11 protein-coding genes and 3 pseudogenes are annotated in these 20840 nt (G+C 66.7%); 3 read left to right on the forward strand and 11 right to left on the reverse strand.

The window, feature by feature from the left end:
* The first annotated feature begins 20 nt into the window (after nt 1-20).
* The 3 genes from ACP26O_RS30190 to ACP26O_RS30200 are packed head-to-tail and all read left to right on the forward strand — an operon-like array spanning nt 21 to nt 4989.
* Nucleotides 21-875, forward strand: coding sequence for an FAD binding domain-containing protein (locus ACP26O_RS30190; protein ID WP_175664613.1), 855 nt, complete (start codon nt 21-23; stop codon nt 873-875).
* On the forward strand, nt 856-3678 hold the full coding sequence (locus ACP26O_RS30195; RefSeq protein ID WP_175664612.1) for a molybdopterin-dependent oxidoreductase: 2823 nt from the start codon (nt 856-858) through the stop codon (nt 3676-3678). The genes ACP26O_RS30190 and ACP26O_RS30195 overlap by 20 nt, the downstream gene beginning before the upstream one ends.
* A gap of 27 nt (nt 3679-3705) precedes the next feature.
* A complete protein-coding gene (locus ACP26O_RS30200) occupies nt 3706-4989 on the forward strand; it encodes an MFS transporter (RefSeq protein ID WP_175664611.1) in 1284 nt (427 codons plus the stop codon).
* 98 nt (nt 4990-5087) lie between these two features.
* On the opposite strand, the gene ACP26O_RS30205 is transcribed toward ACP26O_RS30200, so the two are convergent.
* The 11 genes and pseudogenes from ACP26O_RS30205 to ACP26O_RS30255 form a co-directional block, all read right to left on the reverse strand.
* On the reverse strand, nt 5088-5867 hold the full coding sequence (locus ACP26O_RS30205; RefSeq protein WP_175661118.1) for a GNAT family N-acetyltransferase: 780 nt from the start codon (nt 5865-5867) through the stop codon (nt 5088-5090).
* Between the two features lie 149 nt (nt 5868-6016).
* The gene (locus tag ACP26O_RS30210; RefSeq protein ID WP_175664610.1) at nt 6017-9538 is read right to left on the reverse strand and encodes a pyruvate carboxylase; all 3522 of its coding nucleotides are present in this window, start codon (nt 9536-9538) and stop codon (nt 6017-6019) included.
* Nucleotides 9539-9883: 345 nt separating this feature from the next.
* The gene (locus tag ACP26O_RS30215; RefSeq protein WP_126223839.1) at nt 9884-10885 is read right to left on the reverse strand and encodes a LysR substrate-binding domain-containing protein; all 1002 of its coding nucleotides are present in this window, start codon (nt 10883-10885) and stop codon (nt 9884-9886) included.
* Nucleotides 10886-11371: 486 nt separating this feature from the next.
* Nucleotides 11372-12865, reverse strand: a complete 1494-nt coding sequence (locus tag ACP26O_RS30220; RefSeq protein WP_175664609.1) for an aldehyde dehydrogenase — start codon at nt 12863-12865, stop codon at nt 11372-11374.
* 16 nt (nt 12866-12881) lie between these two features.
* Nucleotides 12882-14213 carry an NAD(P)/FAD-dependent oxidoreductase gene (locus ACP26O_RS30225; protein ID WP_175664608.1) on the reverse strand — a complete coding sequence of 444 codons (1332 nt, stop codon included), beginning with the start codon at nt 14211-14213 and terminating at the stop codon, nt 12882-12884.
* Nucleotides 14214-14219: 6 nt separating this feature from the next.
* Nucleotides 14220-15107: a dihydrodipicolinate synthase family protein gene (locus ACP26O_RS30230; protein ID WP_175664607.1), complete on the reverse strand. Its 888-nt coding sequence runs from the start codon at nt 15105-15107 to the stop codon at nt 14220-14222.
* A 160-nt stretch (nt 15108-15267) separates the two neighbouring features.
* Nucleotides 15268-16565: pseudogene (locus ACP26O_RS30235) on the reverse strand (serine hydroxymethyltransferase).
* Between the two features lie 114 nt (nt 16566-16679).
* The gene (locus ACP26O_RS30240) at nt 16680-17561 is read right to left on the reverse strand and encodes a glycine betaine ABC transporter substrate-binding protein (RefSeq protein WP_175664605.1); all 882 of its coding nucleotides are present in this window, start codon (nt 17559-17561) and stop codon (nt 16680-16682) included.
* A gap of 153 nt (nt 17562-17714) precedes the next feature.
* A pseudogene (locus tag ACP26O_RS30245) lies at nt 17715-18604 on the reverse strand (ABC transporter permease).
* Nucleotides 18601-19890 (reverse strand): quaternary amine ABC transporter ATP-binding protein, encoded by a 1290-nt coding sequence (locus ACP26O_RS30250; RefSeq protein ID WP_175664603.1) that lies wholly within the window; start codon nt 19888-19890, stop codon nt 18601-18603. Before ACP26O_RS30250 ends, ACP26O_RS30245 begins: the two are co-directional and overlap by 4 nt.
* Before the next feature lie 594 nt (nt 19891-20484).
* Nucleotides 20485-20814, reverse strand: a pseudogene (locus ACP26O_RS30255) (hypothetical protein); the annotation flags it as partial.
* Nucleotides 20815-20840 lie beyond the last annotated feature (26 nt).

Here is a 20840-nt window from a genome sequence, read left to right on the forward strand (position 1 = left end):
AAGATGCAGGCCCCGTTTCGATGAACTATCTTCGCGCCCACACCATCGACGAAGTGCTCGGCCGGCTGGCGGCACAGCCGCGGCCGCGCATCGTGTGCGGGGCCACCGATGCCTTCGCCGATATCGGCCTCGTGCCCGCCCGCTCGGCATGGGTGGATATCAGCCGCGTCGACGCGTTGCGCGCCATCGAGCAGCACGACGGCATGATCCGCATCGGCGCGGCAAGCACCTGGGAAGCCATCGCGCGGACGGCATGGCTGCCCGTGGCGCTGACGGCGGCCGCCGCTTGCGTCGGCCCCCGGCAGATTCGCGTCCAGGGCACGATCGGCGGCAACGTGTGCCATGCGTCGCCGGTGGCGGACGGCATCCCCGCGCTGCTGGCGCTCGACGCGCGCGTCGAACTGGCGAGCCTGCGCGGCGTGCGCCGCCTGCCGTTGGCCGAATTCCTGCTCGGCAACGGCCGGACCGCGCTGCACGCGGACGAACTGCTGGTCGCCGTGCTGCTTGCATCACCACACCCGCACGACCGGACGTCGTTCATCAAATGCACGAATCGCGACGGCTCGGCGATCGCCGTCGTGTCGGCCGCCGCGCAATTGCGCGTGGGTGCGGACGGCACGGCCGACGCGGTCGCCGTTGCGATCGGCGGCGCATCCGACGTGGCGCGCCGGATGCCGGCGCTCGAGGCGGCACTCGCGGGCCGGCGGCTCGACGAACTGGCCGGCGCGATCTCGGCGGCACCGCTTGTCGAGCTGTCTCCGGTCGACGACTGCCGGGCGACCGCATTGCATCGCATTCATCTCGCGCGGCTGGCGGTCACGCGCGCTTTCACATGCTGCATCGAGGAGAACGCACGTGGCGCATCCACTGCCTGATCAGCTGGCCGACGTTCGCGAAACCATCGCGGGCGGCAGCACGCCGGTTTCGCCGGAACCGGACTGGTTCGAGCTCAACGGTACGCGGCGAAGCCTGCCAGCGGACCACTCGCAGCGGCTCATCGACCATCTGCGCGCGGACCTGCGCCAGTTCGGCACCAAGGAAGGTTGCCGCCAGGGCGATTGCGGCAGCTGCACGGTGATCGTCGATGGCGACGCGCGCTACGCGTGCCTGATTCCGGTCGGACAGGTCGCGGGGCGCCGTGTCGTCACCGTCGAGGGCCTCGCCGAAGGTACGCGCTGCGGCGGCCGCCTGCAGCACGCGTTTCTCGCGCATCAGGCAGTGCAATGCGGCTTCTGCACGCCCGGCATGCTGACGGCCGCGGCGGCGGCGATCGACGCCGGCGAGGTGAGCGACCGCGCCAGTGCGCGGGCCGCCATCGACGGCGTGCTGTGCCGCTGCACGGGCTACCAGAAGATCGTCGACGCGGTGACCGAGGCGGGCTGCGGCGCCGCCGCGCGATGCGTCACGCCTCCTCCGTCCGACGGGCCGTCCGTCGGCGTACCGCTGACGCGCCTCGATGGCCCGGAAAAGGTCGACGGAAGCCAGCGTTTCGGCGCCGACGGCTATCCGGCCGACAGCCTGTTCCTGCGCGCGGTCCGTAGTCCCCATCACCGCGCGCGTTTTGCGTTCGGCGACCTCGACGCGTTCGTGCGCGCCCATCCGGGCGTGCACCGCGTCCTCACCCACGCCGATGTGCCCGGCATAAACCTGCACGGTGTCGCGACACCGTACATGGATCAGCCCGTCCTTCCCGAGACGGAAGCGCGCCACCATCTCGAGGCGGTGGCGCTGGTGGTCGGCGAGCGCGCCGCCATCGCGGCGCTCGACCTCGACTGCTTTCCGGTAAGTTGGGAACCACTGACGCCGGTGCTCGCGATCGCCGATGCGGTGCTGGACGACAGTCCGCTGCTGCACGCTGATCGTCCCGGCAACGTGCTGATCGAGGGGCACGTGCGCCGCGGCGACCCGGAACGCGCGATGCAACGCGCCCGTCACGTCGTGAGCGCAACGTTCGAATCCAGTTTCGTCGAACACGCGTACCTCGAGCCCGAGGCCGGCTGGGCGCGACGCGTGGGCGACACGATCGAAATCCATTCGTCCACGCAGGCGCCGCATCCGCATCGCGCCGATCTCGCCCGCATTCTCGCGGTCGCGCCGGAGCAGGTGCGCGTCGTGGCGACCGCGGTCGGCGGCGGTTTCGGCGGCAAGCTCGACATGACGGTCCAGCCGCTGCTCGCGATCGCGGCCTGGCATCTCGACAAGCCCGTCGCGATGGTGTTGTCGCGCGAGGAATCGATGGCAACGTCGACCAAGCGCCATCCCGGCCGAATGACGTCCAGCATGGCCGCCGATGCCGATGGCCGGCTCCATGCGGTGACGTTCGACGCCGACTTCAACACCGGCGCGTTCGCGTCGTGGGGCACGGCCGTCGCCAACCGCGTACCGGTGCATGCCGGCGGCCCGTACGTCATTCCCCACTATGCGGCACGCGCACGTGCGATTCATACGCACGTGACGGCCGCGGGCGCGTTCCGCGGCTTCGGCGTGCCGCAAACGACGATGTCCCAGGAGCAGCTCATCGACGAGTTGGCGTTCACGGCCGGCATCGATCCGCTCGAATTCCGCGCGATGAACGCGCTGCGGCCGGGGGACACGCTGCCGACCGGGCAGGTGCTGGACGACAGCGTGGGGCTCGTCGCCTGCCTCGATGCGCTGCGACCGGCATGGCGTGACGCACGCGCGCGCGTCGCCACGCTGAATGCGGCGGCGCCGGGCCACCTGCGTCATGGCGTCGGGATGGCGGCGTTCTTCTACGGCTGCGGCAACACCGCGTTGCCAAACCCGTCGACCGTGCGCTTCGGCATCCGGCCCGACGGCACGATCGTGCTGCACCAGGGTGCGGTGGACGCCGGCCAGGGCGCGAATACCGTGATTCCGCAAATCGCCGCCGATGCGCTAGGTGTACCGGTCGATCGGCTGCGCTTCGTCGGCCCGGACACGTCGGTCACGCCGGATTGCGGTCGCACGTCCGCTTCGCGCCAGACATTCATTACCGGTCGAGCGGCGTTCCTCGCCGGCACGACGCTGCGCCACCGGCTGCTCGCCTTCGCCGGCGCGTCATCCGACGCGCGGATTTCGGCCGATGCGCGCGGTGTTGCCGTCGATGGCAAGGTACTGGATCTCCGGGCGCTGCCGGTCGATGCACACGGCTACGTCATCGCGGCGGAAGAAAGCTTCGATCCGCCGACCACGTCGCTCGATGCGTCGGGGCAAGGCTCGCCTTACGCCACCTACGCGTTCGGCGCGCAGATGGCCGAAGTCGCGGTGGACTGCGACAGCGGTCGCGTCCGCGTGCTCAAGGTCGTGGCCGCGCACGACGTCGGCAGAATGGTCAATCCGACGCTGCTCGAAGGACAGATCGAAGGTGCGGTGGCGCAAGGTATCGGCATGGCGCTGATGGAGAAGTACCACCCCGGGCGATACAACAATCTGCACGACTATCTGATTCCGACGGTGCATGATATGCCCGACGTGCAGTCGATTTTCATCGAAGCGCCGACGGCCGTCGGCCCGTACGGGGCAAAAGGCATCGGCGAGCCGGCGCTGGTGCCCACGGCCGCGGCCATCCTGAATGCGATCCATCACGCAACCGGCGTACGCATCCGCCAGGCCCCGGCCACGCCGGATGTCGTGCGTGTCGCGCTCGCGGCCCACCACTCGCCATCCGCGCGCCGATAGCGCCGTTCCCACCCAGCGAACAACATGATGACGCCAACAAGAAATGCCCAGGAAGTCTCACTGCGGGCCAGGGCCGGATCCGGCTCGTCCTGGTACGCGGAACTCGATCCCGCCGGCAAGCGCGCGTTCAAGGCGTCGTTCGCCGGCTGGGCGACCGATGCGTTCGACTTCATGGTGTTCAGCTTCGTGCTGGCTTCGCTGATCGACCTGTGGGGCCTCGATCGCGGCAAGGCCGGCCTGCTGAGCACCGTGACGCTGATTTTCTCGTCGGTGGGCGGCTGGATTGCCGGCATCCTGGCGGATCGCTACGGACGGGTCAAGGTACTGCAAGGCACGATCCTGTGGTTCTCGGTCTGCACGCTGGCGATCGGCTTCGCGCAGAACTTCGAGCAGATCTTCGTGCTTCGCGCGCTGCAAGGGCTCGGCTTCGGCGGCGAATGGGCGGTGGGCGCCGTGCTGATCGGCGAGATCGTCGCGCCCGCCCATCGCGGCAAGGCGGTCGGGCTGGTACAAAGCGGCTGGGCGATCGGCTGGGGTTGCGCGGCGATTCTCTACAGCATCGCGTTTTCCGTGCTGCCCGAGTCGCTCGCCTGGCGCAGCCTGTTCTGGGTGGGCATCGTGCCCGCCCTGCTCGTGCTCTACATCCGCAAGCACGTGCCGGAGCCCGACGTGTTCGTGCAGGCGGACGCAGCCCGGAAACAAGGCGCGAGCCAGCCGTCGGTGTGGGCGATCTTCTCGCGTTCGCAGATGCGGCGCACGGTCCTGGCCGCGCTGCTGTGCACGGGCATCCAGGGCGGCTTCTATGCGATGTCGACCTGGCTGCCGGCCTTCCTCAAGATCGAGCGACACTTGTCCGTGCTCAACACGAGCGCTTATCTGTTCGTGATCATCGTGGGGTCGTTCTGCGGATATGTCGTCGGCGCGTACCTTTCGGACTTCTGGGGACGCCGGCGCAACTTCATGCTGTTCTCCGCGCTGTCGCTTGTGTCGGTGTGCCTGTATCTGACGCTGCCGCTGTCGAATGCGCAGATGTTGTGGCTGGGCTTTCCGCTCGGCTTTTCTTCATGCGGGATCTTCAGCGGCGTCGGCGCCTACCTGACGGAACTGTATCCGTCGAACTTCCGCGCGAATGCGCAAAGCTTCACGTATAACTTCGGCCGCGGCATCGCCGCGCTGTTCCCGAGCCTCGTCGGGATGCTGAGCCATTCGCTCGGTCTGGCGCTGGCCATCGCGATCTTTTCGGGCGCGGCCTATGGCGTCGTGCTGTTGGCCGTGCTCCTGTTGCCGGAGACGAAAGCGCGATCGCTTTGACGGTCGGCAATGGAATGAGCGTCGTTCGACGCCCGGCAAATTCGCCGGGCGCTGCCCGGACGACGCGAGCGATTCCCGCGTGCGCCCGCCCGCGTCACTCAGCCACCGACGTACACCTGCCACTCCTCGCCGGTGGTAAAGCCCATCGACTCGTACACGTGACGCCCTGCCGGCGTGCAATGCAGAAACGCGGTATGCGCGCCGGTCTCGAACGCGGCATCCAGTACCGCCTGAGTCGCAGCCCGTGCGTAGCCTCGTCGCCGATAGGCCGGTAGCGTCGACACATTGAATACGCCGACCTGAGCGTTGCGCACGACGCCGAACGAGGTCGCGACCGGCATCCCGTCGACCTCCACCCAAAAGCCCATCATGCCGTCCGCTTCCAGCACGGCCGGCGCGCTCAGTCTTCGAAATACGCCCTCCGGCGCCTCATAGCCCGCGGCAAGCGCGCCGTTGTACCGTTCGCTGTCCGCTGCCGTGACGCGCCGCACGACCACGTGCCCGTCGCTGTTCGCCGGCGCGGCGACGCGCGCGAGCCGCTTCGTCATGAACGGCAGCGCGACGCGTTGTGTCAGGCCATGATCGTCCGCGATCCGCGCGATCTCGTCGGCGTGCGTGCTCGCATCACGGGTCTGAATGCTCCACGGCACTGCGCACGTGCTGAACGCGTCGGAAAGCAGCCTGATTTCGTCGACATCGGGCCGACGCGTCATGCTGATGACCGCGTTCAGCACGGACACGGGCGCGCCACTGTAGATCGCCTTCGTTCCATGCGCGCCGCGCTCCACGAAGCCAACATCCTGCAAGCGGCAAAACGCGTCGATCGACGCGTGCCACGCGGCCACGGAAGCATCCAGCAGTTCGGTCGGAGAGGTCATTTCGGTCCTGAACAAGGTCGGTGGCTCTATCCATCGACAACACTTGAGCAAACCGATTCATTCCGAGCCGGCACGCGGATGCCATGTGTGAGACCTGCCGCGAGCCCGGCGCGTTGCGATTCCCGGCACGGTCAGCATCACGGCAACACTCACTGCGTCGGGTCTTTCAACTCGATCAGCAGATCCTTCGCCGCGACACGCTCACCCGGCTTCACATGCACGGCCGCGATCTCGCAGTCACGCTCCGCCGCGATGTGCGTTTCCATCTTCATCGCCTCGAGCGCGAGCAGCGTCGTGCCGGCCGTCACGCGCTGCCCCGGCTGCACGGCGACTGTCACCACCGAGCCCGGCATCGGCGCAGCGACATGGAGCGGATTCGCCGCATCCGCACGCTGCAGACCATGGCGCTCCTTGCCCGCCTGCACGACGGTCTTCTGCTCGACGAGCGCGGAACGCGACTGGCCGTTCAGCTCGAACAGCACCTTCACGATGCCGTCCTGCGCATCGGCGTGCTGACCCTGCAGCGACACGAGCAGCGTCTTGCCCGGCTCGATGTCGATCGCCACTTCCTCCTGCGGCTGCAGCCCGTACAGGAACGCCGGGGTCGGCACGACCGACGTGTCGCTGTACGCGCGAACGTGCGCGTAGTAGTCGACCGTCTGCTTCGGATACATCAGATAGGAAGCGAGCTGCCGATCGTCGAGCGGCTGCTCGCATGCGGCCTCGGCCTGCGTGCGTACCGCGTCGAGGTCGACCGGCGGAATCTGGTCACCGGGACGATATGGCGCCGGCGGCTCGCTCTTGAGCACCTTGCGCGACAGCTCCGCCGGGAAGCCGTCGGGCGGGAAGCCGAGCTCGCCCTTGAACAGCGACACGACCGACTCGGGGAACGCGAGGTCCTTGGCCGGGTTGCGCACGTCGTCCACGCTCAGGTCGTTCGCGACCATCATCAGCGCCATGTCGCCGACCACCTTCGACGTCGGTGTAACTTTGACGATGTCGCCGAACAGGCGGTTCACGTCCGCATACGCGCGCGACACCTCGGTCCAGCGATGATCGATGCCGAGCGAGCGCGCCTGCTCGCGCAGGTTCGTGTACTGGCCGCCGGGCATCTCGTGGCGGTAGACGTCGGCCGTGCCCGCGCGAATCTCCGATTCGAACGGCGCGTAGTAGCGGCGCACGCCTTCCCAATACATCGACGCTTCGTGCAGGCGGTCCGCATCAAGCCCGGGATCGCGCTCGCCGCCGGCCAGCGCGGCCGCGATGCTCGACAGGTTCGGCTGCGACGTGAGGCCGCTCATCGCGTCGAGCGCGCCGTCCACCGCGTCGCAGCCTGCTTCGACCGCCGCGAGCACGGATGCTGCGGCGATCCCGCTCGTGTCGTGCGTATGGAAATGCACGGGCAGCCCGGTTTCCTCCTTGAGCGCCTTCACGAGCGTCGCGACCGCCTTCGGGCGGCAGATGCCGGCCATGTCCTTGATGCCGAGCACATGCACGCCGGCCTGCTGCAACTCGCGCGCGATGCCGACGTAATACTTGAGGTCGTATTTCGAACGCGACGTGTCGAACAGGTCGCCGGTGTAGCAGATCGCGCCTTCGCACAGCATCCCGCTTTCGCCGACTGCGTCGATCGCCACGCGCATGTTGCGCACCCAGTTCAGCGAGTCGAACACGCGGAACACGTCGACGCCCGCGCTTGCGGCCTGCTGCACGAAGAAGCGCACGACGTTGTCCGCGTAGTTCGTGTAGCCGACCGCGTTCGAGCCGCGCAGCAGCATCTGGAACAGGATGTTCGGCACGCGTTCGCGCAGCAGCGCGAGGCGCTCCCACGGGTCTTCCTTCAGGAACCGCAGCGCGACGTCGAACGTCGCGCCGCCCCAGCATTCGAGCGAGAACAGCTGCGACAGCTCGCGTGCGTAGAACGGCGCGATCGGCAGCATGTCGGCTGTGCGCATGCGCGTCGCGAACAGCGACTGGTGCGCGTCGCGCATCGTCGTGTCGGTCAAGAGCACCTGCTTCTGATCGAGCATCCACCGCGCGAATTTCTCGGGCCCAAGCTCGCGCAGGCGATCGCGCGTGCCGGCCGGAATCGCCACGGCCGTATCGATCTTCGGCAGCACCGGTTTGGGCAACGGCAGCGCCGGCAGCGCGCGACCGTTCATCTCCGCGTTGCCGTTCACGTTCAGCTCGCCGAGATAGCGCAGCAGCTTCGTCGCGCGATCGCCGCGCTTCGCGAATGCGAGCAGCTCCGGTGTCTTGTCGATGAAGCGCGTCGTCACTTCGCCCGCGATAAAGGCCGGATGATTGATCACGTTCTCGAGGAACTGCAGGTTCGACGTGACGCCGCGAATCCGGAACTCGCGCAGCGCGCGATCCATCCGGTGAATCGATTCGGCCGCCGTCGGCGCCCACGTCGTCACCTTCACGAGCAGCGAGTCGTAGTACGGCGTGATCACCGCGCCGCCGTACGCCGTGCCGGCATCAAGCCGCACGCCGAAGCCGGCCGCGCTGCGGTACGCGGTGAGCCGCCCGTAATCGGGCAGGAAGTCGTTCTCCGGATCCTCGGTCGTGATCCGGCATTGCAGCGCGTTGCCGTTCAGCGGAATCGCCTGCTGTTCCGGCACGCCGGCCGCGCGCGCGACGAGCGCGCCGTCGGCATCCATCGCGTCCTCCGCCAGGCCGATCCGTCCGCCTTCGGTGATGCGGATCTGCGCCTTCACGATGTCGATCCCGGTGACCATCTCGGTCACCGTGTGCTCGACCTGGATGCGCGGATTCACCTCGATGAAGTAGAACTGGCCGGTGTCGGCGTCCATCAGGAATTCGACGGTGCCAGCGTGCGTGTAGCCCACCGCGCGCATCAGCCGCAGTGCGGATTCGCATAGCGCGTGCCGGCTTTCGCGATCGAGATACGGCGCCGGCGCGCGTTCGACGACCTTCTGGTTGCGCCGCTGCACCGTGCAGTCGCGCTCGTACAGATGCACGACCGTGCCGTGCAGATCGCCGAGCACCTGCACCTCGACGTGCCGCGCATTGCGCACGAGCTTCTCGACATACACCTCGTCGTTGCCGAACGCGGCCAATGCCTCGCGGCGCGCTACGGGCAGCAGCGTTTCGAGATCCTGAGCGTTTTCCAGTACGCGCATCCCGCGCCCGCCGCCGCCCCAGCTCGCCTTCAGCATCAGCGGATAGCCGACTTCCGCGGCCAGCACCTTGCACGCGTCGAGATCGTCCGGCAGCGGCGCGGTCGCGGGCATCACGGGCACGCCGGCGGCAATTGCCGCATTGCGCGCGGCCACCTTGTTGCCGAGCGTGCGCATCACGTCGGGCGACGGGCCGATCCAGCGGATGCCGGCGTCGATCACGGCCTGTGCGAAATCGGGGTTCTCGGACAGGAAGCCATAGCCGGGATGGATCGCGTCCACCTTCGCCTGCCGCGCGACGCGCAGGATGTCGTCGATGTCGAGATACGCGGCGAGCGGCTTCTTGCCTTCACCGATCAGGTAGCTCTCGTCCGCCTTGAAGCGATGCAACGCCAGGCGGTCTTCCTTCGAATAGATCGCGACCGTGCGGATGTTCAGCTCGGCGGCGGCACGCATCACGCGGATCGAGATTTCCGAGCGGTTCGCAATCAGGATGGACTGGATGGGGGTAAGCATCACGGCAGCCATGGATAGTGAAGGGTTGAATTGAACGCGCCGATGTGCCGTCCGCCACGCGCACCACGTGCACGCGTCGCCGGTCGGCATGCGGAGCTTCGCATCGGTCGTTCGCGGCGGCATCGTCCCGGCTTTCGCCAGCCAACATGTTCGCCATATCGCGCGACAGCCGCTATCGACATCGCGACGGCGAATAGCATCCAGCCGACCAGCAGGAAATAAGGGACCGGCTCACGGGCCGCTCGACCGGCCGGTTCATTTCACTCGGAAAGGCCGGTCAACTAAGAGACATCGATGGAGACTGTCGCTCGTCGATGCAAACGGCACGCCCCATCGAATACCCGACGGACCGGTCGGTCATTGCTCGACCTCGACGCCGGCATCGAGCCAGCCGCGCATCATCACGCCGACCTCGTCGTTCAGCCACTGCCGGAACTGCTGATATTCGGGGCGCGGCTGCGCATTCCGGTGCGTGATCAGATAGTGATGGCGATCGCGAAACACCAGCACGTCCTGCACCGGGCGCATCAGGATGCCCTGGTCGATCTGCCGGTGCACGAGGTGATGCCAGCCCAGCAGCGTGCCCTCGCCGGCCTCGGCCTGCGCGACGAGCAGCCGGTAGTCGTTGCTTTCCAGATACTTGTTCTCGGTCAGCGTGTCGGTGCCGTCGCCCTGCTGGAACCAGTTGCGCCACACGCGCCAGTCGACGTGCTCGCACACCTGCGCGCGGCCGAGCATCGACAGGTTCAGGGTCGGACGCGACAGCAGGTCCAGCGGCTTCAGCGACCGGCCATGAAAGTGACGTTCGTGAAACGCGGGGCTGCACACCGGATACACGATGTCGTGAAACAGCGGCTCGACGTCGAACTCGGGCTCGCGCGGCGGGTTCTTCGTGATGATGACGTCGGGCTCGATGAGCCCGTCCAGTTCCATGAAGTGCTCGGTGACGATCAGGTTCAACCGGATATCCGGAAACCGCTCGCGAAAAGCCGGCAACCGCGACGACAGCCATAGCGCCGAGAACGTGTGCGACACGCAGATCATCAGCGCGTGCTTGTCGGTGCGGCGCACCGCCTCCGCCGCCTCGGCGATGTTCATGATCGACAGGTACGACGCGTTGTAGAGAATCCGCCCGGCATCCGTCAGCGCGATGTGTCGGCCGGTGCGTTCGAACAGCGCGACGTCGAGCGAATCCTCGAGTTCCTTGATCTGCCGGCTGACCGCGGCCTGCGTCACGCACAACACCTCGGCCGCCTGCGTGAAGCTCTCGTAGCGCGCCGCCGTCACGAAACACCGCAGCGCCCGAAGCGACGGCATCTGCGCGAGGAGTCGGTCTGCAAACAATTGCTTCTTCAACATGGCTTTCACTCTCAAAACGGAGGCCGGACGCGGCGCCGGAGAACCCGTCGTCCGCGGCCCGCCGGTTGCCCGCGGGCCGTGTCATCGCAAACCTTTCAATTGTCAGAATAGTGCGGCTGCGAGTCAGCCGGGCGGCTGGCAACGGGGCACCGCCGAAGCGGCGTCACGATGACGCTATTGTCGATCGATTGTGCACCGCATCGCCATTATCGGAAGCGATGATGGGCAGTGCAATGCGGGCGGGGGACCGGCATGCCCCGTCGGCCGGCCGCCGCCCCACCGCGCATTTGCGCGGCGCAACCGCGTGCCCCGGCGGGGGCCGTCATGCCACGCCCCACCGCGCATTTGCGCGGCGCACCGCGTGCCCCGGCGGGGGCCGTCATGCCAGGTAGCCGGGCCGTTGGTTGACACGCGCCGCAGCTTGCGCGGATTGCGCCGGCCGGGGCCGCACGGACCCGGCATGCCGCGCTGCCGCGGCGCGCCCGCTCAGTCGAGCTTCAGCCAGGTGGTTTTCAGCTCGCAATATTGATCGTGCGCGTAGACGGACTTGTCGCGCCCGCCGAACCCCGACTGCTTGAAGCCCCCGAACGGCGTCGACAGGTCGCCTTCGCCGAAGCAGTTCACCGTGACCGTGCCCGCACGAATCCGCGCGGCGACCTTGTGCGCGCTGTTCACGTTGTCGGTCCACAGCGACGCGGCCAGCCCATAGCACGTATCGTTGGCGATCCTCACCGCATCGTCGACGTCGTCGTATTCGATGAAGCAGACGACCGGCCCGAACACCTCGTCGCGCGCGATGCTCATCTCGGGCGTCACCTGATCGAAGATCGTCGGTTCGACGAACCAGCCGCCCGTCTCGGCGAGGATCGCGCGTCCGCCGCATACCACGCGTGCGCCTTCCGCCTTCGCCTTCTCGATATGACCGAGCACCTTCTCGTAGTGCTTCTGCTCGATCAGCGCGCCGAGCTTCACATCCGGGTCGAGCGGATCGCCGGTCTTCCACCCCGCGAGCACGGCCTGGACCTTCTCCAGCAGTTCCGCCTTCCGGCTTGATGGGACGAGGATCCGCGAGCCGGCGCTGCAGTTCTCGCCCATGTTCCAGAACGCGGCCGCGACGGCCTGTTCCGCCACCGCATCGAGGTTCGCGACGTCCGGCAAGATGACCTGCGGATTCTTGCCGCCGCACTCGAGCACGACGCGCTTCAGGTTGGTATCAGCCGAGTAGTGCAGGAACCGCTTGCCGGTCGCGGTCGAGCCGGTGAACGCGACGAGATCGACGTCCGGATGGCGGCCGATCGCCTCGCCGGCCTCGCTGCCGAAGCCGGTGACGACGCTGAACACACCCGGCGGCACGCCGGCCTCGAGCGCGAGATCGGCGATCCGCAGCGTAGACAGCGACGTCTGTTCGGCCGGCTTCACGACCACGCTGTTGCCGACCGACAGCGCGGGGCCGATTTTCCATGCGAGCATCAGCGCGGGAAAATTCCACGGCAGCACGGCGCCGACGACGCCGATCGGCTCGCGCGTGATCATGCTCACGACGCCCGCGCCGGACGGCGACAACGCGTCGTAGCGCTTGTCGGTCACTTCCGCGTGCCAGCGAATGCACGCGGCCGACTCGGGAATATCGAGCGCCAGGCATTCGCCGATCGGCTTGCCGGCTTCCAGCGCCTCCAGCAGCGCGAGTTCCTCCGCATGCTCGTCAATCAGTTGCGCGACGCGCAGCAGCACCGCCTTGCGGTGCGCGGGCGCGGCCTTCGACCAGACACCCGATTCGAATGCGTCGCGCGCGGCCGCGACCGCCCGGTCGACGTCCCGCTGGTTGCATCGCGCCACCTCGGCGAGCACCTTGCCGGTTGCGGGGTTGAGCGTGGCGAACGTCTCGCCCGACGACGCCGCGCTGCGTTGCCCCGCGATGAACGCGCGACCGTCGAGCGACAACGCGTTCGCCTTCTGTTTCCAGTCCTGATGGTTCGTCATGTCGTTTCCTCAATAATCAAAGTTCGGCACCGGCCGAGAGCTCCTTGGCCCAGATCGTCGCCGACACGGCCAGGTCGACGATCGGTCGAACCGGCAGCGGACGCGGATGCGGCTGCTTGAGCAACTGCTGCACGAGACTGTTCGATTCGCCGAGCGCGTACTCGGCGATCAGCTTGCCGGCGGACGACCCGCGGCTCAGGCCGAGGCCGTTGCAGCCGATCGCTTCGTAGAGGCCGTCGGCGCGCTTGCCGAACAGCGCGCCGTTGTTGGCGGACAGGCACAGCGGCCCGCCCCACGTATATTCCAGCTCGACGCCGCGGAGCATCGGAAAGCGGCGCTCGAACGAGCGCTGATGCAGATGCCGCGACTTCGCGAGATCGGCCTGCGACACCTTCACGTCCGGCCGGAACGCGAAATGGTTGCGCACGCAAATGCGATCGGTGCTGAGGCGCCGCACCGTCGTGCCCATCGGGTCGGCCGGAATCAGCGCCCATGAACGCGTGCCGCCGAGTTTCGCCACTTCGTCCGGGTTCATCGCGCGCGTGAGCGAGGCGAACGTGTAGACGGGCAGCAAGCCGTTCGAATGCATGCCGAAGGTCGCCGCGTACGCGTTCGTGCACAGGATCACCTGCTTCGCGACGATCTTGCCGCCGGCGAAATGCAGCACGCGCGTGTCGCCGCGATGCTCGATGCGCGTCACCGCGCTGAGCTCGAACACCGTCACGTTGTCCGGTTGCGTCGCCGCCAGCCCGCGCATCAGCGCGGCCGGCTGCGCCGTGCTGCAACCCGGCGTGAACAGCGCGCCCGTATAGAAGTCCGTGCCGGTCACGGCCCGGATCCCGGCCTGATCGAGCCATTCGAACGCTTCGCCGATGCGCGACAACCCATCGGCGAAATGCGCGAGCGCGGCCGCGCCCTTCGGGTTGACCGACGCGTGGAATTTGCCGTCGTCGCGCCAGTCGCAATCGATGCCGAAGCGCCGCACGATCTCGCGCACATAGTCGATCCCGTGCCGCTGAAACCGCACATCGGCGCGATCCTCGTCGATGCTGCGCGAGTAGCTTTCGCTGCTGATGTCGTGCGGCAGGTCGACGAAGAATCCGGAATTGCGCCCGGCCGTCGTGCGGCCGATCCGGTCGGCCTCCACGAGCGCGACGGACGCACCGGGCGCAAGCTCCGCGAGCCGGCGCGCCGCGCAAAGCCCGGTGATGCCCCCGCCGACCACCACCCAGTCGAACCGGCAGTCGGACGTGACGGTGCGGGCGTCCTGCGCGGGCGGCAGGCTCTCCCACCATCCGTTCACCCCGTCGGGCGCCGGAAACCGTGCGAATTCCAGATTGGAGCCCATGATGGATTACCGGCCGTCGCGCAGCAGCGGCTTCACGAGCTTCGCGAACGCGTCACGCTCATCGCTCGACAGCGCGCCGAGCGGTGCGCGGGCCACACCGACCGGCAGGCCAGCCAGCTCGCAGCCGTAACGCACGTACTGAATGAACTTGCCGCTGCGCTCGAGCAGTTCGAGCACCGGCAGCAGTTGCGCCATCAGCTTGCGGCCGGTCGCGAAATCGCCGCGCTTCACGCAGGCGTCGAACAGGTCGGTGTGCGCTTCCGGCAGGAAGTTCGACGCGCCGCCGACCCAGCTGCGCGCGCCCCATGCGAAGAACTCGAGCGCCTGATCGTCCATCCCGCAGCTCAGCACGAGCCGGTCGCTGAAATGCGTAGACAGATGATGCAGATGCGCGATATCGCCGGTGCTTTCCTTCATCGCGACGAAGTTCTTGCGCTCGAGCAGCGTCGCGAGAATGTCGTCGCCGATTTCGGTGCCGGTGCGCGCCGGGAAGTTGTACAGCATGATCGGCATGTCGAGCGCGTCGTCGACCGCGAGCAGGTGCGCGAGCAATTCCTGCTGGGTCGGCTGCGCGTAGTACGGCGCGGCCACCAGCAACGCGTTCAGTCCCGCGCGTTTCGCCTCGCGGCCGAGCCGCAGCACTTCCTTCGTCGTCGTCGCGTTGATGCCCGCGGTCAGGAACGTCTTGCCGCCGGCCGCGGCGGCGACCGTGTCGAACGTGCGCACGCGCTCGTCGAAGCTCAATGCGTAGTATTCGCCGGTCGTCCCGCCGATACCGAGGCCCGACACCCGGCCCGCGAGATCGGCCGCATGACGGCCCAGCAATGCATGATCGATTTCGCCGTCCGCGTCGAACGGGGTGACCAGCGGTGTGTGTACGCCCTCAAAGCTCATTTCGATTCCTCACTCAGGTGGATGCGCCGGGTTCCCGCAGTCGAGCGGGAAGCCGGCAATTCGACAAAAACGTCGTCGGCGCGTCGCGGCATTCGTGCAGCCACGCCGACCGATTCGCTACGTGGTCCGAACGATGTTGCGTTCCCGGACCGATGCGGAGTCAGGCGAACGCCTCCGCTTGTGCGTAAATGGGGAACTGGCTGCACAGATCGCGCACGCGGGCCCGCACCGACCGCTCGACCGCCTGGTCGCCGCCCGGATCGCGCTTGAGCGCCGCCAGCACTTCGACGATCATTTCGCCGATCTGCTCGAACTGCGCGGATCCGAAGCCGCGCGTGGTGCCGGCCGGCGTGCCGAGCCGAATGCCGGACGTGACCATCGGGTTTTCCGTATCGAACGGAATCCCGTTCTTGTTGCAGGTGATGCCGGCGCGCTCCAGCGCCTTCTCGGCTTGCGCGCCGGTCATGCGCTGCGAACGCAGGTCGACCAGCAGCAGGTGGTTGTCGGTGCCGCCGGTGACGAGATCCACGCCGCCCGCCTTCAGCACTTCGCCGAGCGCCTGCGCGTTCGCGAGCACGTTGTCGATGTAGGTCTTGAAGTCCGCATGCAGCACTTCGCCGAACGCGACGGCCTTGCCGGCAATCACGTGCATCAGCGGGCCGCCCTGCAGGCCGGGGAACACGGCCGAGTTGATCTTTTTGGCGATCTCTTCGTCGTTGGTCAGCACGAAGCCGCCGCGCGGGCCGCGCAGCGTCTTGTGCGTGGTGGATGTCACGACGTCGGCGAACGGCACCGGGTTCTGATGCCGCCCCGCCGCGACGATGCCGGCGAAATGCGCGATGTCGACCATCAGCTTCGCATCGACGCTGTCCGCGATCTCGCGGAACGCGGCGAAGTCGAGCGCGCGCGGATACGCGGAGAAACCGGCGATGATCAGGTTAGGCTTGTGCTGGTGCGCGAGTTCTTCGACCTGGTCGTAGTCGATCCGCATCGTGTCGCGGTTCACGCCGTACTGCACCGCGTTGAACCACTTGCCCGACAGCGCCGGCTTCGCGCCGTGCGTCAGGTGGCCGCCGGCGTCCAGCGACATGCCGAGCACCGTGTCGCCCGGCTTCGCCAGCGCGAGCATCACCGAGCCGTTCGCCTGCGCGCCGGAGTGCGGCTGCACGTTCGCGTGCCGGCGTTGAAGAGTGCTTCACGCGCGGTCGATCGCCAGCGCCTCGATTCGTCCGGTCGAATGTCGCAGCCGCCGTAGTAACGCTGGGCCGGATAGCCTTCCGCATACTTGTTGGTCAGCACCGAACCCTGCGCCTCCAGCACCGCACGCGACACGATGTTTTCGGACGCGATCAGTTCGATCTGGCTCTGCTGGCGACGCAGCTCCAGTGCGATCTCCGATGCGATCACCGGATCCCGGCTCTGGAGCGTTTCGGAAAAAAAGCGGGCGTTCTCGTTCACTTGGTGACTCCGCGGCGCGATTCGTGATGTGCTGCATGGACTGCATGAACTGCGTGTACCGCACACCGCAAGGCCGTCGGCATCGGGCGATGTGCGTCGCCAGTGGCGCGGGCTTTACTGCTGCAGCCAGGCCTTCAGCTTCTCCGGATGGGCATCGACGAACTTCTTCGCGGCCGTGGCGTAGTCGTTCGTGCTGTTCCCTTCGAACTCGATCGCCTCGACGTCGGCCAGCGTCAGCTTCAGGTGCTTGAAGAACACGTCGGCGCGCGGGAACTTGCCTGCGAACTTCTTCGATGCGAACGCGTGAATCTGCTCTTCACCGCCCAGCGTGCCCTTCGGATCCTTCAGATAACGCATCTGCCACTTCTGGAACAGCCAGTGCGGGCTCCAGACCGTCGCGACGATCCACTGCTTCGACTGGTACGCACGCGACACGCTCGCCAGCATGCCGGCCTCGCTCGACGCCTGCAGGTTGTAGCCGTCCAGGTTGTAGGCCTTGATGGTTTTCTCGGACGCCTGCATCAGGCCGCCGCCCGGCTCGATGCCCTGGATCGTGCCGTTCAGCTTGCTCTTGACCTCGGGCTTGCTCAGGTCGGCGATCGACGACAGCTGCGATTCCGGAATGTAGGTCGGTACCGCCCAGCCGTTGCGGCCGCCGGTGTAGATGAAGCCGACGTCATCCAGGTCGTTCTTGTACTTCGCGTAGTACGTCGCGTGCGTGACCGGCAGCCAGCCGCCGACCATGATGTCCAGATCGCCGCGGGCGACGCCCTGGTACTGGATGCCGATGTCGGCCTGGACGAACTGCACCGGCTGCTTGAGGTTCGTCTCCAGCACGTACTTCGCGACGTTGGCCACCGCGAGCACGTCGGCCCAGTTGGTCACCGCGATCTTGACCGGCTCGGCCGCCGCGGCCACGCCCACACCTGCGCTGCAGGCCACCACCGTCGACACCGCAAGTTTCGCCAGAAGCGATTTGAACGTATGGGTATTCATCTAGTACTCCTTGTTAATCACGCGAGTCTTTCAAGGATGAGGAACGCCTCGATCGGCGTTTCTGGTCTCCACGCACTGCTACACCGGTTCCGCCGCGGCACCGTGGCCGCGGCGCTTCATCGTCCGTCAACTGCCTTCCGACTGCTGTTTCGCTCAGGTGCGTGCCGCGCCCTGCGGGCCGGCCTTGCCTGCACGCGCGGCCGGCCGCGCCTTCTTTTTCTTCGCCTTCACGCCGAAGCTCTCCGTCAGCCGGTCCAGCACGATCGCGAGCAGCACGACGGACAGACCGCTTTCGAAACCGAGGCCGATGTCGAGGCGCTGGATACTCGCGAGCACGTCGTTGCCGAGGCCGCCCGCGCCGACCATCGATGCGATGATGACCATCGACAGCGCCATCATGATCGTCTGGTTCACGCCGGCCATGATCGACGGCAGCGCGTTCGGCAGCTGGATCTTCCACAGCAGCTGCCAGTCGGTGCTGCCGAACGAGCGGCCGGCTTCGATCAGTTCCTCGCGGTCACGTGCCGGATGCCGAGCGTCGTCAGCCGCACGACGGGCGGCATCGCGAAGATCACCGTCGACAGGATCCCCGGCACGCGGCCGAGACCGAACAGCATCGCGGCCGGAATCAGGTAGACGAATGCGGGCATCGTCTGCATCAGGTCGAGCATCGAACGCACGATCGTGGCGATCAGCTTGTTGTTCGCGCCCCAGATCCCGAGCGGCACGCCGATCACCAGGCTGAAGAACGTCGCCGCGGTGACAAGCGCGAGCGTCGAGACCGTCTGCGCCCACAAGCCCATGTAGTGAATCACGAGCAGCGCGAGGCCGACGAAAATCGAGAACGCGATGCCGCGACGCCACAGCGCGAGGCCGACCAGGATCACGACCATCGCGATGAACGGCACGGCGGCCAGGCCGTCCTCGAGCAGCTTCACGACCGCGCCGAGCCCCGCCGAGAACGTGTCGAAGCCGACGCGGAAATGCAGAAACAGAAAGTTGACGAAGTTTTCCGCGAACTTCCCGATCACCGATGCATTCATGCTGCCCTCCGTTGCATCATCTGCTTGAGTATCGTCCGGCAGGACACGACGCCCGCCAGTTGTCCCGCCGCGTCCGTCACCGGCACGTCGTGCTCCTGGGTCAGCGCGATCGACGCGAGCCGGTGAAGATCCGTATCGATCGAAATCGCGTTGAAGTCGTGCAGGAAGGCGTCGCGTATCGGTCGCGCGCCGGAGCGGTGCAGCGTGGCGGGCGTGACGCAGCCCAGATAATGGCCGGCCTCGTCGCACACGTAACCGCATTCCGCGCCGCTGTCGATCAGTTGGTTCAGATAGCGGTCGGACGGCGCCGCCGCATCGCACCGAAGCAGCCCGCGCCCGATCGTCGTCATCAGGCTGGATGCCTTCAGGAAGCGCGACACGTCGACATTGCGGAAGAAGTCCTGCACGTACGCATCCGCCGGCGTCTGGATCAGTTCGGCCGGCGTGCCGACCTGGATCAGGCAGCCGTCCTTCATGATGCCGATGCGGCCGCCGATCTTCACCGCCTCCTCGATATCGTGGGAGATGAACACGATCGTGCGCTGCTCTTCCTTCTGCAGGCGCAGCAACTCGTTCTGCATTTCGAAGCGGATCAGCGGATCGAGCGCCGAGAATGCCTCGTCCATCAGCAGGACCGACGGATTCACCGCCAGCGCGCGAGCCAGCCCCACGCGCTGCTGCATGCCGCCGGACAACTCGCTCGGCAGCAGCTTCTCGTACGACCCGAGGCCGACGCGTTCCAGCGCGGCACGCGCCACCTCGTAGCGCTGCGCCTTCTTGACGCCCGCGACCTCGAGCCCGTAGGCGATGTTGTCGATCACGGTGCGGTTCGGCAGCAGTGCGAACGACTGGAACACCATCGCCATCTTCTGGCGCCGTACGTCGCGCAGCTCCGGCGTCGACATCGGCGCGATGTCGCGGCCTTCGAGCACGACCTGCCCCGACGTCGGCTCGATCAGCCGGTTGAGCAGTCGAACCAGCGTCGATTTACCGGAGCCAGACAACCCCATGATCACGAAGATCTCGCCGGCCCTGACGCTCAGGCTCACGTCGTTGACCGCCACCATGTTGCCGGTTTCCGCGAAGATCTCGTTGCGTCCGACACCGCGCTCGAGCAGCTCGATCGCCCGCTCGGGCTTCGGACCGAAGATCTTCGACAGGTGCTTGACGGTCAGGATGTCGGTTCCGGTCGCGATGCTCGACCGGGCGATCGACGGCGCACCGTCGGTATGGAGTGCTCCGGGGGGAAGTACGTCGCCCGGCGCAAACGTCAGATTTGGGGCCATTCTGTCATCCCGACTAGCTGGTGATGGAAACCGCGAACTTCAGACGAGTCGCCTTCGATTGCCCGCTTGCCGCGTGGGCTCGATGCGCTCCTGCGTTGGTTGACGGCGCTGATTCAGTGAACGCAGCGTATCAATCCAATTACATCGGTCCCGATACATTTTCTGTGCGCTTTTCCATACCTTTGGTAATGCATCGAAAACGTGCGGCAAAGCGGGAATGGAGCGCAATGGTGCGAACGACGCCAAAACGCAATGCCGGCGCGGATGTGCGGGATGGCGCGGTGACTGAGGCAAGGGGGGGCGCGTGGGGCGCGGGATGGTGCGGTAGGGGAAAATCCTGAGGGGGGGTGCGTAGGGGAAACTACTGATAACGGCGGCGCGCGACGTGCGCGGCGCGAAAGATTCTGGCGATGTTCAATCCGACGCTGACGATATTTCCCGGATCAGCGACGGCTTCATTTTGCTCGCGAACCGGTTGACGATCGTGCGCGCTTCAACATGGGCAGCATAGAAAGAAGCGCGCACGACCCGCTCGGATTTCATCGGCTTTGCGCCAACCCCTCCAGCGTTTTCTTAGAGGTCAGTTCAAAAACCCCGGGAGGGGCTGGCACATACGTCATGAAGCTGGTTCGACGCCGCCGAACCGGCTTCGGAGCGCGCGAGCAGCGTGATCCGGTTTGCAAGGCCGGAAACGCTCGCCGCGGAATTGTTGGTCTTTGACCAACTGGCGAAGAAGGTGCGAAGCGCCGGCGCCGGATAGCCGCGGTCCGTCAATCGGTGAAATGCACTTTCAATGTCCCGAAGCGCCTCCTCTTCGGCCGAGAAGGCTGCAACAAGCGCATCCTTCAGGACACCGCTTTTCATCTCGTGAAGCACAGGTGTGACGATATCGAGCAACCCCGCATGCGATTGAAACGCTTCCATCCTTTTCTCTCCGGTTCTAGGTGTGA

The organism is Burkholderia sp. R-40, from assembly GCF_049942845.1.
GTDB lineage: Bacteria > Pseudomonadota > Gammaproteobacteria > Burkholderiales > Burkholderiaceae > Burkholderia > Burkholderia ambifaria.